Here is a 13396-nt window from a genome sequence, read left to right as displayed (position 1 = left end):
ATGTGACCGTTGAATCTTAGTTTTTCTTTAAGTTGAACATACCCAAAATTTGGTATATTCATGTATTGTTTAGTACTGTGATTTTCAAGTTTCTTTGAACAGGCTTTGCCTGTAACAATCTTTACCTGGTCTCCACCGATATAGAATTTTCCCTGCTGATAACTCTTCTTCTTGAATTTTGGAAAGAATGCTTTTCTTTTTTTACTGTTCTGCTTTACCTTTGCCTTCTTTCTTTTTTTGACATTTTCAAAGTAGTTGGATACTGCTTTTCCGAAGTTTGCAAAAGCCTGCTGAGAGGCATATTTGGTTACTTCGTATGTGAATGGATATTCTTCCAGCCTGATGGCATTGAATTCTTTCTTGTAATCCTGCCAGGATGGTAGTTTGGGTTTAACAGGAACAACTGTAGACTGAAGAGGTGATTTCTTGTATTCAGCCAGCTCTCTGGTATATCTGTCCATGGCTGCAATGTGTGCAACATAGTCCTTTTTAAACTTCGCTACAGCCCAGTTGTAGGAAAATCGTCTTACACCAAAGGCTTTTCTGCAATAAGTGAAAAACTTATTGTTTGCCTTAAGCTCTATAACCTGTCCTACAATCATTCTTTTCCGTTACCTGTCAGCTTCTGCTGCTTCTTTTAGTAATTTACGAGACCAACTATTTTACCTTCTGCTGACAATCAAATAAAGCAGAGAAAAACAAAGTCTACAAAATTTTTGTAGACTTTATAAACAATTTATAGATTTATCGAAACTGTTATTAGCCCATACTTGTAAATTAGTATGGGTTTTTAGTAATTGTTGATGAAGATTACTTCTTAGCGGCCTTAGCTGCCTCAAGTTTCTCCTCAAGATAATGGATGCTTGCGCCACCCTTTATCTCAACAGGATCATTCAGTAAATCCTCGTGCAGAGGAATGTTGGTCTTAATTCCGTCTAGTACAAGTTCGCTTAGAGCCTCAAGACCACGTACACGAGCCTGCTCACGAGTATCATCGAAAACAATTAACTTACCAACTAATGAGTCATAGTGAGGTGGAACCTTATAGCCCTGATATACATGGCTATCCCAACGCACACCAGGACCACCAGGTACATGAAGATACTTGATCTCACCTGGAGATGGCATAAAGGTTGAAGGATCTTCTGCATTGATACGGAACTCGAATGCATGACCTTTAATCTTAACGTCATCCTGGGTAATTGAAAGAGGGTTACCAGCACATACAGATATCATTTCACGAACGATATCAACACCAGTAATCATTTCTGTAATTGGGTGCTCAACCTGAACACGGGTGTTCATCTCAATAAAGTAGAACTCACCGTTCTCATACAGGAACTCAAAAGTACCAGCTCCACGGTAACCAATGTCAACGCATGCCTTGGCACAACGAGAACCAATGGTACGACGCTGCTCCTCAGAAATAAATGGAGCAGGAGCCTCTTCTAAAACCTTCTGATTACGACGCTGCATTGAGCAGTCGCGCTCACCTAGGTATACAGCATGACCCTGACCGTCAGATAAAACCTGGAACTCAACGTGACGAGGGTTCTCAAGGAATTTCTCCATGTAAACAGCAGGATTGTTGAAGAACATATCAGCCTCACGACGAGTCAGAGCAATTGACTCCTCAAGTTCAGCATCAGATCTTACAACACGCATACCACGTCCACCACCGCCACCGGCAGCTTTAATAATAATAGGGTAGCCAATCTTGTTAGCCAGCTGACGATTCTCTTCAAAATCCTCACCTAATGCACCTGCTGAACCAGGAACACAAGGAACACCAGCTTTCTGCATAGCTTTCTTTGCAGATACCTTATCGCCCATCAGACGAATAGTATCAGCAGTTGGTCCAATGAAAACGAAACCTGATTTCTCAACCATTTCAGCGAAATCAGCATTTTCAGATAAGAAACCATATCCAGGGTGAATTGCATTAGCACCTGTTGCTTCTGCTGCAGCAATAATTGAAGGAATATTCAGATAAGAATCCTTTGGAGCTGCAGGTCCTATACATACAGCTTCATCTGCAAGCTTTACATGTAACAGATCTCTATCGGCTGTTGAATGAACTGCAACAGTCTTTAAACCTAACTGACGGCAAGCACGTAGAATACGTAATGCGATCTCACCGCGGTTAGCTATAAGAACTTTTTCAAGTTTCATATTTTAGGTTTACTCTCAGTTATTATTCAAACTCGAATAGAGGCTGGTCAAACTCAACAGCTGAGCCATTCTCAACCAAAATCTTCTTAATTACACCTGAACGGTCAGCCTGAATCTGATTCATCATCTTCATAGCTTCAATAATACATAGAGTGTCGCCTTCCTTAACTGAAGCGCCTTCCTCAACGAAAGGAGCAGCGGTAGGACTAGCTGAACGGTAGAAAGTACCAACCATTGGAGACTTCATAAGCTTTGCAGCATCAGGAGCTGCAGGAGCAGCAGCTGGAGCTGGAGCAGGTGCAGCAGCTGCAGGAGCAGCCTGAACAACAGGAGCAGCAACTGGAGCTGAAATTACAGTCTGAACTGACTGAGCAACAGCCTTTTCACGAGTAATCTTTAACTCTTCTTCGCCTTGCTTTAAGTTAATCTCAGAAACATCTGATTTTGAAACAATTTCAATAAGCTTAGCAATCTTATGAATATCAATTTGCATAAAATATCCTAATTTAGTTATTTCTAATCTTAACGATTACGACCTAAGAACTCGACAGCAGATCTTAAGGCGTACTCATAACCATTAAGTCCGAAACCGGCAATGACACCAACAGCCACATCAGATAGATAAGAATGATGCCTGAACTCTTCTCTACTGTGAACATTGGAAATATGAATCTCATAAAAAGGCAAATCCACACCAGTCAAAGCGTCGCGAATTGCAACACTGGTATGAGTATAGGCACCGGCATTTATGAGAACAAAATCTTTGTTTAATCTAGAATCCTGAATTTTAGTAACGATATCGCCCTCAGAATTTGACTGATAGCACTCGATATCCACATCCAATTCTTTTGCGACATCCTTAAGATGATTTTCAAGATCTTTTAATGATGTATGACCGTAAATCTGAGGCTCACGAACACCCAGCAGATTAAGGTTTGGTCCGTTAACAACTAAAATTGAATGCTTTGCCAAAATTTGACTCCCGAATATCTTAATCCGCGCATTTTATCATTTTTAAGTGAAAGTGGCGCATTTTTTCTTAAAATCCCCAAATTTTTCCTTATTTTTTTATGATTTTTCGCTTATATCCTTATCTGAGAGTAGTAAAAATTTTTTAGATTTATAGTTTTTATAGACCATTTTTTGAGTCTAGGCCCATTTTTTTTTGAGACAAATGTTTAAAGATTAATTGTAATATTTGTAGAAGTTAACTAATAATCTCTGATTTAAGCAAAATTTTAAGGAAAAAAAATATGTTCTGTAGATTCTGCGGACAGGAAATTGATAATAACAGTGAAATCTGTCCTAAGTGCGGTGCCAGACAAAGGGAAACAATAACAGATAGATTTGAGGAGACTGTTCACGACTTCACGAAACAGTTTCAGCCTAAAATCGAGGAGGCCGGTAGAGCCCCTAAGTTTTCCTTCAGATGGGCACTCTACACAGTTCTGAGAAAGAAGTATTCTGATTTTTCAGGAAGAGCATGCCGTTCTGAATACTGGTGGTATATGCTTTTTGTAAACCTTCTTTATCTGGGACTGAGTATAATTGGAGGAGTTCTGACAGTAATTGCTGGATTGGTCGGTGCCTACCTGATGCTGGCTCTACTTATTATTGCTATGGTCACCCTCATAGTTCCTTCTATAGCAGTTTCAGTAAGAAGACTGCATGACAGAAATGTAAGCGGATGGTGGTTAATTCCTTTCTTTGGGCTAAGCGTGATTCCGCTGTTAAATACTCTGTTATTGATAGGTTACATTGTCTTTACCTGCCTCAAAGGCACCACCGGACCTAACAAATTTGGAGAAGACCCTCTTACAGCAGATAATCAGATTGTATCCAACGTAGGACAGTAACCTTATTTGTAATCAATCATATTCAAGGATCAGTTGAAGGCTGATCCTTTTCTTTTTCTAGACGATTCTAAGGCAGCCTATCCATATTCTCTTTTAGAAGTTCAATAAACCTTCTTGCAGCAATAGTCAGCGACAATCTGTCCTTATACCCTATCGCCATCTTTCTTATTACAGGTGGATCTGTTGGTCTTAACTCCAGATTATAGGCAATTCTCTTGAGCATAAGCTCAGCAAGCATACTAACCCCCAACCCCTGTTCAACCATATTCATGATGGTGTAGTCATCGTGAATAACGTAACTGATTTTAGGATGTATCCCCTGCTCTTTAAAGGCAATCAGTGGTTCTGAATGATTACCTTCTTCAAGGAGAATAAAATGTTCCTGACCTAACTCCTTAAGTGAAACAACTTCATTTTTAGCAAGAGGATGCCCCGGAGGCAGAACAGCCATCATTCTTCCATCCTTTACAGGAGAGGTCTTTATACCGCTTACTGCATCCGGATTTACAAAACCAAAATCCACTGCTCCGGTTTTAATCCAGTCGGTAATAGAGACATAATCACCTTCAAGGAGCACAAATTCAATTGCAGGATATCTCTTTTTAAACTCACTGATGAGAATCGGCAGCCAGTGAGTGGAAATACTTCCCATGGTTCCGATTCGGATTGTACCGGTCTCAAGACCTCTGATTTCCTGGGCATGTTCTTTTACTGTTCTATATTCGTATACAAGACGCTGTATATGGGGGTATAATTTCTCGCCTTCTTTAGTAAGAGAGATTCCTGATTTCGATCTGTTGAGCAGTTTTATCTTCAGTTCATCTTCTAAAGAGGAAATCATCTGACTTATTGCAGACTGTGTACAGTTCATTGCTGAAGCAGCCTTGGTAAAATTTCCAAGTTCGATAATTTTGTGTAATGCCAGATATCTATTCATTGTGCAAAACCAGATACAGAAAAAACTTGTAATAATCAGTGATTGGACTAAGTTGAGACTAAGATGACTCTACTATAATTACCAACCGTATTTCATAGCATATGGAGATTTTATGACAAAAGGATTATTTTTGCTGAGTGCAGCTTCTATATTGCTAGCAAATATTTCAACTGTCCATGCTGAAGGTATAATTCATACTCCTAGATCATGCGAATCAGAATTCAAGGGACAGCCGCAGGGATTTGAGAAAAGACTTAATATTATCGCCATCAGAGATCTGAAGAACGAAAAAGACGAAGAGATAGTCAGAGTAAAAGGAAAGGTTACAAAATACTTTGGTGATGACAAATACGAATTCACAGATGAAAACGGCGATACCATTGAAATTGAGTTAAACAGAGATAAGGACTGGTCCTTTGTACACAAGGATGACACCATCGAAGTCATTGCCCAGTATGACAAACAGTTCTTCTCAGCAGATAGTCTTGACGTTAAATGCGCTCTTCCTCCTGAACATCCAATGACGCAGATCGGAACCAGAATTCCTCCAAGAACCAATCGAAGACTGTAACAAGCTCTACTTTTGTCGTGAGAAGTTTACTCTCTGCTCACGACTGTATATACCGGACAAATTCTACTCATTATCAGTACCTGATCATCAACTTACAGTTAATTATTAGATTTTCTAATACATCAATAAGATAATTTTGTTTTACTAATAAAAAATTTACCTTTAATCTATCTTTATAAAAGATATTTTGAGGTATTGATAATGAGCATCAGAAAACTTAGATTCTTCTATGTGTGCATGATCGCATTCTGCGCATGTCTAGTTTATGCTGTAAGCTCAGGTATACGCTCTAATCTTGCCCTGCTTCTAAATCCAATTATGCAAAACAGCGGAGTATCCTACCCTGAGATTAGTTTTGTTCTGGCCCTAGGTCAGTTGGTCTATGGTCTGGTTCAGCCTCTGTTTGCTTATCTGGCACTGAAAAAATCCTACGGTTTCATGCTGACATTAAGTTGTCTCCTGATGTTTGTTGGCCTCATGGCTACGCCTTACTGTACCAGTGTTGCCTCACTTACTGTTTTTCTGGGAGTCCTTTTCCATGCAGGAACAGGCGGTACCTGTTTCGGTCTGATGATGGCTGTTGCCACTCCTGCTCTTGGACTTGCCCGGGCCACTGCAGTTTCAGGATTTGTTAATGCAGGAACCGGTGTTGGTTCAATGTTTCTTTGCCCATTTATGAATGTGCTTAATTCTAACTTTGGAATTCAGACAACCTTATTAACGCTGTCAGCTCTGACTCTTATAATCATTCCTGTAAGTCTATGGCTGTCAAACCGCAAACAGGTCATAGCTGCAACAGCTGAAACTGAACGTGGACTGGATATGGAATCCTTTGTGAATATTCTGCATGACAGAACCTTTATAATCATGCTGTTAAGTTTTGCTGTATGCGGATTTCACATGTCAATTCTGCAAACACATCTGTACTCCCAGTTCATCTCATACGGCATAACAGATAACGTCGCAACCCTAAGCTATTCCCTGATAGGAATCTCCACAATGCTCGGTGCGGTCATCTGCGGTTTATGCTACAGAGTATTTTCTCTTAAGAATGTATTAGGAACAGTCTATCTGTTAAGAGCAGTTGCTGCCTTTGCCTTCATGTTTTTAATGCCAAAAAGTGTTATCAGCGTAATTCTGTTCTCAGTATGTGTCGGCTTGACCTGTGATGCCTCAGTAAGTCCAACATCCGAGATTATCAGAAACCGTTATGGTCTTAAGATGCTGGGCATACTGTTTGGAATAGCATTTATCTTCCATCAGGTTGGAAGCTTTATAAGCTCCAATGTCGCAGGTCAGATTGTAGAGAAGACTCACAGCTATGACCTTCTATGGAGCATAGACATCATTCTGTGCATAGTAGCTTCTCTGTCGGTTTACGCTTTAAACAGAAACCAGGAACCAAGGAAAGCTGGCAGACAGTTCTCAGGAACAATTGCTCCAATGCATTCTTAAGCCTGCCTCCTATTGAGAAACAATACCTTTCTCAGAAGAGATTTTTCTGCTTTTCAGGCAGAATTAAGCACTGATCTAAAGATGAGCATTAATAAATAAAATGCTAGCCAGTTCAAAAAAAATGATAAAATAAGCCTGTCTTCTTTTTTTATGCAGGTGTTAAGAACATCTGCATACCAACACTAAACAATACTGAGGGAATCCAATGAGCTTCATTAACAAAGCTAAATCAATTGCAGAATACGATCCAGAGCTTTGGTCAGCAATAAGCGGCGAAAATCAGCGTCAGGAAGATCACATCGAGCTGATTGCATCAGAAAACTATGCTTCCAAGTGTGTTATGGAAGCACAGGGTTCACAGTTAACCAACAAATACGCTGAAGGTTACCCTGGTAAGCGTTACTACGGTGGATGTGAATACGTTGATATCGTTGAAAAGCTGGCTATTGACAGAGCCTGCAAACTATTCAAGTGCGATTTTGCTAACGTTCAGCCTCATGCAGGTTCACAGGCTAATAATGCAGTATACGCAGCATTATGTCAGCCAGGTGATGTTGTATTAGGACTGTCACTTTCTTCAGGTGGTCACCTGACCCACGGAAGCTCAGTTAATTTCTCAGGTAAGGTTTACAAGTCATACGGCTACGAGGTTAACGAGGCAGGTGAGCTAGACTACGAAGCAATCCGTAAGCAGGCTCAGGAAATCAAGCCAAAGATGATCATCGCTGGTTTCTCTGCATACTCAGGAATTGTAGACTGGGCTAAAATGCGTGAAATTGCTGATGAAGTAGGTGCATATCTGCTAGTTGATATGGCTCACGTAGCAGGTTTGATTGCTGCAGGCGTATATCCTAGCCCAATCGACCATGCTCATGTTGTAACCTCAACCACTCACAAGTCATTAGGTGGTCCACGTTCTGGCTTTATTCTTTCAAACTGCCACGACGAGACAATCTACAAGAAGTTAAATTCTGCAATCTTCCCTGGTACTCAGGGTGGTCCTCTAGAGCACATCATTGCAGCTAAGGCAATTGTATTCAAAGAGGCTATGGAGCCATGGTATGTTGAATACCAGAAGCAGGTTGTAGCCAACGCTAAGATTTTAGCAGAAGAAGTTATGAAGCGCGGATACAAGGTTGTATCAGGCGGTACCCACAATCACCTGTTCCTGATGGACTTCATCGGCCGTGAAATGACTGGTAAGGATGCAGAGGCAGCATTAGGCAAGGCATTCATCACTGTTAACAAGAATACAGTTCCAGGTGAGCCTCGTTCACCATTCATCACTTCAGGTATCCGTGTAGGTACCCCTGCATGTACCAGAAGAGGCTTCAAAGAGGCTGAAATCAAAGAATTAGCATCTATCATGTGTGATGTTCTGGATAACTATCAGAATGAAGAAGTTATTCTGAAGTGCCGTGATCGTGTTAAGGCTTTATGTGCTAAGTTCCCTGTATACAAAGACTAATCGGGGCTTACACTTTGAATTCAGTATCAAAAACTGATAAAAAATTCATGATGCAGGCTTTAAAGCTTGCATCATGTGGTTTATATACATCCTACCCAAACCCACCGGTAGGATGTGTCATCGTTAGAGATGGCAAAATAATCGGTAAAGGCTACCACCACAAGGCAGGTCAGCCCCATGCTGAGATTATGGCTTTAAAGGACGCCAACTACGACGTCGAAGGTGCAACTGCATACGTTACTTTAGAACCATGCTCTCATTATGGAAGAACCCCGCCATGCGCTCTTAAGCTTGTTGAAATGAAAGTTGCAAGAGTTGTTGTGGCCGCAGGTGATCCAAATCCACAGGTCTGCGGAAAGGGATTTCAAATTCTAAGAAATGCAGGCATTGAGGTCGTTGAACACGTTCTGGAGAAAAAATCTCTGTTCCTCAATCGAGCTTTCTTCAAGTCAATAACCGGTGATTATCCTTATATAAGTGTTAAGGTTGGAATGTCACTGGATGCCAAAACTGCCCTGTCAAACGGACAGAGCAAATGGATTACCAACGATAAGTGCCGAGCAAAGGTTCAGGATATAAGAGCAAAATCTGACTGTATCATTACCGGAGTAAACACTGTAATCGCTGATAATCCGCAGATGAACGTCCGCTATGAGAACTTCTCTGAAAAGAAGCTTTCAAAGATCGATAAAGAATTCATCCGACAGCCCCTTAAAGTTATCCTCGACACAAAAGGAATTCTTGATCTGAACAGGTATCAGATCTTCTCCTCAGGAGAGGTCTTATGGGTTAACGGAACAGATGATTCTTCAAGATACCTTAGTGAAGAAAAATTATCTGAACATGTAACCCGTCTTCTGGTTCCTGTAAAAAACGGACACACAGAACTTGAAGCTGTACTGCGTTATCTTGGCAACCTGAAAATCCGACGTGTCATGGTTGAGGCGGGGCAAAAACTTACTTCTGCATTCATTAACGAGAATTTCTGCGATGAAATATATGCATTTGTATCCGGAAAAATGTTAGGATCTGACGGACAAAATGCATTCAGCATCGAAAATGCCCTATCTTTAGATACCTGCAGACAGTTCTATCTGCATAAGTGCAAGAAGATAGGCTCAGATGTTCTGCTTCACTACACCTCCGTTCAATACTAGTATCGAGGCTTCCGCATGTTTACAGGAATTGTTGAGTCTGTAGGCATTTTAAAGTCATTATCCAAAAGAGGAAATGGCTATGAAATTGTCGTTGAAACCACAGATAAATTTAATTTAAACCAGAGAGTTAAGTTAGGTGATTCTATTGCCAACAATGGAGTCTGTCTGACTGTAACCAAAATGTCTGGAAACTGCTTTTATGCAGATGTTTCTGCAGAAACAGTTGAACATACCTGTTTTTCTCATTACACCCGCGGTCAGAAAATCAATCTTGAGCTGGCCTGTACCCCAAGTACCCATCTAGGCGGACATATCATGCAGGGACATGTTGACGGTGTCGGTGAAGTGGTAAAGAAAGCAGCGCTGGATGATGCTATCAACGTATGGATCAGAGCACCTCAGGAACTTTTAAAATACATTGCCCACAAAGGCTCAATTGCTGTTGACGGAGTTTCCCTGACAGTAAATGAAATTGAAGGAGATACCTTCAGACTTACCCTGATCCCTCATACTCAGGATTCAATAAACTTTGGAAACTTTGAACCTGGCTCTCATGTAAATCTTGAAGTGGATGTACTTGCAAGATACCTGGAGAGACTTTTCCTGCAGAGCAACGAAGAGAAAAAGCCTGCTAAATCAGGAATTACCATGGAAACTCTGCTTAAAAACGGTTTCTAAGGAACAACGTATTAACAATTAGCAGAGAATTAACGAAATAATACAGTCATCTTCCCTGAAAGAAACGCGTTTTTAAGTGATCCGTGATATCTTGAAAAAAGATGATATAATTCTCTGCGTTGAAAAAACTAATTCGACAAAGAACAGGACAATCTGTCTCGGACAAAACATAAATACTGACACAGTTCAGTCGATTGAGAACGGGAAGATGGTCATTGGTATATTGGAGATCATATGTCTGTCAAATTTATCGAAGGCAAGAAGCCTTGCCAAGATGGCAAATTCGCTATTGTTGTTTCTCGTTTCAACAGCCTAATCAACGAACGTCTTCTTGATGGCGCTTTAGATACCTTAAAGCGTGAAGGTGAAGTTCCAGAGGAGAACATCACTGTTGTCCGTGTTCCAGGTGCAATTGAAATTCCAGTTGTATGCGAAAAGATTGCTGCATCAACAAAATATGATGCAATTATTGCTCTAGGATGTGTAATTCGTGGTTCAACATATCACTTTGAGGTTGTTGCCAACGAGTGTTCAAAGGGCATTTCACAGGTATCACTAAGACATTCAGTACCAGTTGCTAACGGTGTACTGACTGTTGATACTTTAGAACAGGCATTAGAGAGAGCGGGATCTCATGTAGGCAACAAGGGCTCAGAAGCAGCCTCATCTGCACTTGAGATGGTAAATATTATTAAACAGTTCTAATTTATAGGTAATTATTTAAGATGGATTCTACAGAAGGTTCAGTTACACCTGCTCAGCGCCACAAGGCAAGACATTTTGCTTTACAGGCTATTTATCAGTGGCAGCTGACTGGTTATTCTGCAACTGAAATCGAAAAGCAGTTTCTAGAAGATCAGCCAATCAGAGGAGCAGATCTTGAGTATCTTCACGATCTGATTTCTGGTGTTATCAATAACGTTGATGAAATCGACGCTACATTCGCACCTCATCTGAGCCGTCCTTTAGAGGAGCTTGATCAGGTTGATAAGGCTGTTTTACGTGTTGGAACTTTTGAGCTGATGTTCCGTCAGGAAGTTCCATACAGAGTAGTTATCAACGAGTCTATCCTTCTGGCAAAGGAATTTGCCGAGCAGGACAGTCACAAATTTGTTAATGGCGTACTGGATAAAGTAGTTAAGGCTATCAAAAAATAAGGCCTGACAAGTGGCTATTAGTGAATTTGAACTAATAAAAAAGTACTTCACCTCTAATGACCGAGGTGAAGGAATATCTCTCGGAATTGGTGACGACTGCGCACTGATTAATGTTCCTTCAGAGTATGAGCTGGCAATAACAACTGATACTCAAAATGAAGGAATTCATTTTTTTAAAGACACCTCCCCTTTTCTTCTTGGATACAAATCTCTTCTGGTAAACGTCTCTGATCTTGCAGCAATGGGTGCCAAGCCTTACAGCTTTACCCTGTCTATAAATCTGCCTGATGCAGATGAAAGATTCTTAGAGGAGTTCTCTAGAGGTCTTTACGCTCTGGCCTCAAAATTAAACCTTCCTTTAATTGGAGGAAATACCAGTAAGGGGCCTCTGTCTATATCCATAAGCGCCTATGGCCTCATCAAAAAAGGCCGAGCCATGAAAAGAGCAAACGCCAGGATAAATGACGGTGTATATGTAACCGGAACACTGGGGCTTCCAGCCTTTGCAGTTGATTTAGGCTACAGAAGTGAGCATATCTGCAAACTTATGGAAAATCTAAGCCTTAACAAAGAATATGATAGTATTTTTAATCACTGTTATGAGAAGGGAATGCTGATTGAAAACAGATGCGCTTTTGCATCTGCCCTAACAGAATTAAGTACATGTGCAATCGACATTTCTGACGGACTAGTAGGAGATCTGTCCCATATTCTCAAGGCATCAGATGTTGGAGCTGTTATTAACATTGAGGAGCTCCCAAAACCTTCAGAATTTAAAGAATACAAGTTACCTGAGGAATATCAGGATCATCTTTGTATGTACGGCGGTGGCGATTACGAACTGCTGTTTACCATGAATGAGACTTTTGAAAACAGACTCAATACTCTTGCTCAAAGTTTTTATGTGCCGGTAAAACGTATAGGAACCATTAAAAATGGTACTTTAGAACTGTTAAAACATGGTAAAATGATTGATTATAGAGAAAAACCTTTCGAACATTTTTAATAAGAACAATAATGGAGAAAAACTTGAATAAGTTATTTGCAAAAACTGCTATAGCAACAATTGTAGCAGCTTCAGTACTAACCCTAAGTGCATGCGACCACAAATATCAGTTAAATGCAGGTTCAGCAAAGGCTCAGGCATCTAATGTATTAACCAAAGACAGCTCATTCGAGCAGAAAGCAGCATATGCAATCGGTGCATCTTTAGGTGAGTACGTTTTCCAGATGAAGAAGAACCAGGAACAGCTGATTGGAGATATTCCTTCAGACGTTGTAATCGCAGGTTTTACAGATGGAGTAAATTCAGTTTCCTCTCTAAAGAGAGAAGAGATTGAGACCATTCTTAAGGATTTAGACAAGAAGATTCAGGAGAAGATCGAGGTTGAGACCAAGAAAGCTGCTGAAGACAATCTAAGTGCAGGCAAGAAATTCCTAGAGGATAACGCTAAGAAGGAAGGCGTTGTTACCACCAAGTCAGGCCTGCAGTACAAGGTTATCAAACAGGGTGAAGGTCCAAAGGCTGTTAAGGGCGATACCATCAGCGTAACCTACAAGGGTTCAACCATTGACGGCAACGTATTCGACGAGCAGACCAAGCCAGTAGATTTCCCTCTGGACAACATGATCCCAGGCTGGATTGAAGGTCTACAGTTAATGAACGTTGGTTCAGAGTACGAACTGTACATTCCTGCCTCTCTTGGTTATGGTGAGAATGCTGTTGGTCAGTTCATCAAGCCTAATTCAGTTCTTGTATTCAATGTTAAGCTTGTTGATATCAAGAAGGCTGAAGAGAAGAAAGACAACAAGTAATTTTTCTCTTAGAAACAGTTTACACCCCATTCTTTGCACATTTTTGTGTAACTATGGGAAAGGCAATAAATCCTCAGCACATGCTGGGGATTTTGTTATGTTTCTAATCTAGATTTTCTTCTGCTTCCGC

The 13396-nt window shown here is 40.6% G+C and carries 15 protein-coding genes; 10 read left to right on the top strand and 5 right to left on the bottom strand.

Annotated features, from left to right (window positions below; genetic code table 11):
• The 4 genes from BM308_RS12205 to aroQ all read right to left on the bottom strand — a co-directional run.
• Window positions 1-602 (bottom strand): helix-turn-helix domain-containing protein (locus BM308_RS12205; protein WP_177214456.1); only part of this gene is annotated, 602 nt, incomplete at its 3' end.
• A gap of 208 nt (window positions 603-810) precedes the next feature.
• Window positions 811-2172, bottom strand: a complete 1362-nt coding sequence (gene accC / locus BM308_RS12200) for an acetyl-CoA carboxylase biotin carboxylase subunit (RefSeq protein ID WP_074945553.1) — start codon at window positions 2170-2172, stop codon at window positions 811-813.
• 22 nt (window positions 2173-2194) lie between these two features.
• Window positions 2195-2659 carry an acetyl-CoA carboxylase biotin carboxyl carrier protein gene (gene accB / locus BM308_RS12195; protein ID WP_031491071.1) on the bottom strand — a complete coding sequence of 155 codons (465 nt, stop codon included), beginning with the start codon at window positions 2657-2659 and terminating at the stop codon, window positions 2195-2197.
• 35 nt (window positions 2660-2694) lie between these two features.
• A complete protein-coding gene (gene aroQ / locus BM308_RS12190) occupies window positions 2695-3147 on the bottom strand; it encodes a type II 3-dehydroquinate dehydratase (RefSeq protein WP_218152572.1) in 453 nt (150 codons plus the stop codon).
• Window positions 3148-3425: 278 nt separating this feature from the next.
• Here aroQ and BM308_RS12185 point away from each other — a divergent pair, with 278 nt between their 5' ends.
• Window positions 3426-4028 carry a DUF805 domain-containing protein gene (locus BM308_RS12185; protein ID WP_083425577.1) on the top strand — a complete coding sequence of 201 codons (603 nt, stop codon included), beginning with the start codon at window positions 3426-3428 and terminating at the stop codon, window positions 4026-4028.
• Window positions 4029-4095: 67 nt separating this feature from the next.
• Here BM308_RS12185 and BM308_RS12180 read toward each other — a convergent pair whose 3' ends face one another.
• The gene (locus BM308_RS12180) at window positions 4096-4965 is read right to left on the bottom strand and encodes a LysR family transcriptional regulator (RefSeq protein ID WP_074945550.1); all 870 of its coding nucleotides are present in this window, start codon (window positions 4963-4965) and stop codon (window positions 4096-4098) included.
• A 112-nt stretch (window positions 4966-5077) separates the two neighbouring features.
• On the opposite strand from BM308_RS12180, the gene BM308_RS12175 reads away from it, so the two are divergent.
• The 9 genes from BM308_RS12175 (at window position 5078) to BM308_RS12135 (ending at window position 13266) form a co-directional block, all read left to right on the top strand.
• On the top strand, window positions 5078-5536 hold the full coding sequence (locus BM308_RS12175; RefSeq protein ID WP_074945549.1) for a NirD/YgiW/YdeI family stress tolerance protein: 459 nt from the start codon (window positions 5078-5080) through the stop codon (window positions 5534-5536).
• Between the two features lie 201 nt (window positions 5537-5737).
• Window positions 5738-6991: an MFS transporter gene (locus BM308_RS12170; protein ID WP_074945547.1), complete on the top strand. Its 1254-nt coding sequence runs from the start codon at window positions 5738-5740 to the stop codon at window positions 6989-6991.
• Between the two features lie 205 nt (window positions 6992-7196).
• Window positions 7197-8459 (top strand): serine hydroxymethyltransferase, encoded by a 1263-nt coding sequence (glyA, locus tag BM308_RS12165; RefSeq protein ID WP_074945546.1) that lies wholly within the window; start codon window positions 7197-7199, stop codon window positions 8457-8459.
• A gap of 14 nt (window positions 8460-8473) precedes the next feature.
• Window positions 8474-9616, top strand: a complete 1143-nt coding sequence (gene ribD, locus BM308_RS12160) for a bifunctional diaminohydroxyphosphoribosylaminopyrimidine deaminase/5-amino-6-(5-phosphoribosylamino)uracil reductase RibD (protein WP_083425576.1) — start codon at window positions 8474-8476, stop codon at window positions 9614-9616.
• A 15-nt stretch (window positions 9617-9631) separates the two neighbouring features.
• Window positions 9632-10294, top strand: a complete 663-nt coding sequence (locus BM308_RS12155) for a riboflavin synthase (RefSeq protein WP_074945544.1) — start codon at window positions 9632-9634, stop codon at window positions 10292-10294.
• A 234-nt stretch (window positions 10295-10528) separates the two neighbouring features.
• A complete protein-coding gene (ribH, locus tag BM308_RS12150) occupies window positions 10529-10999 on the top strand; it encodes a 6,7-dimethyl-8-ribityllumazine synthase (protein ID WP_074945543.1) in 471 nt (156 codons plus the stop codon).
• Window positions 11000-11019: 20 nt separating this feature from the next.
• Window positions 11020-11451 carry a transcription antitermination factor NusB gene (nusB, locus tag BM308_RS12145; RefSeq protein ID WP_074841103.1) on the top strand — a complete coding sequence of 144 codons (432 nt, stop codon included), beginning with the start codon at window positions 11020-11022 and terminating at the stop codon, window positions 11449-11451.
• A gap of 10 nt (window positions 11452-11461) precedes the next feature.
• The gene (gene thiL / locus BM308_RS12140; protein ID WP_074945541.1) at window positions 11462-12457 is read left to right on the top strand and encodes a thiamine-phosphate kinase; all 996 of its coding nucleotides are present in this window, start codon (window positions 11462-11464) and stop codon (window positions 12455-12457) included.
• Between the two features lie 23 nt (window positions 12458-12480).
• Window positions 12481-13266, top strand: a complete 786-nt coding sequence (locus BM308_RS12135; RefSeq protein ID WP_177214455.1) for an FKBP-type peptidyl-prolyl cis-trans isomerase — start codon at window positions 12481-12483, stop codon at window positions 13264-13266.
• The last annotated feature ends 130 nt before the right edge of the window (window positions 13267-13396 follow it).

Origin of the sequence: Succinivibrio dextrinosolvens (assembly GCF_900116345.1) — a bacterium.
Classification (GTDB): Bacteria; Pseudomonadota; Gammaproteobacteria; order Enterobacterales; family Succinivibrionaceae; genus Succinivibrio; species Succinivibrio dextrinosolvens_B.
Note: the sequence above shows the minus strand (reverse complement) of the source record. Positions and strands in the feature narration are given on the sequence as shown.

Bases quoted from the DNA above. Each gene is read 5' to 3' on its own strand.
- accC (WP_074945553.1), bottom strand. From the start codon at position 2,172: ATGAAACTTGAAAAAGTTCTTATAGCTAACCGCGGTGAGATCGCATTA.
- BM308_RS12185 (WP_083425577.1), top strand. From the start codon at position 3,426: ATGTTCTGTAGATTCTGCGGACAGGAAATTGATAATAACAGTGAAATC.
- BM308_RS12180 (WP_074945550.1), bottom strand. From the start codon at position 4,965: ATGAATAGATATCTGGCATTACACAAAATTATCGAACTTGGAAATTTT.
- BM308_RS12175 (WP_074945549.1), top strand. From the start codon at position 5,078: ATGACAAAAGGATTATTTTTGCTGAGTGCAGCTTCTATATTGCTAGCA.
- BM308_RS12170 (WP_074945547.1), top strand. From the start codon at position 5,738: ATGAGCATCAGAAAACTTAGATTCTTCTATGTGTGCATGATCGCATTC.
- glyA (WP_074945546.1), top strand. From the start codon at position 7,197: ATGAGCTTCATTAACAAAGCTAAATCAATTGCAGAATACGATCCAGAG.
- BM308_RS12155 (WP_074945544.1), top strand. From the start codon at position 9,632: ATGTTTACAGGAATTGTTGAGTCTGTAGGCATTTTAAAGTCATTATCC.
- ribH (WP_074945543.1), top strand. From the start codon at position 10,529: ATGTCTGTCAAATTTATCGAAGGCAAGAAGCCTTGCCAAGATGGCAAA.
- nusB (WP_074841103.1), top strand. From the start codon at position 11,020: ATGGATTCTACAGAAGGTTCAGTTACACCTGCTCAGCGCCACAAGGCA.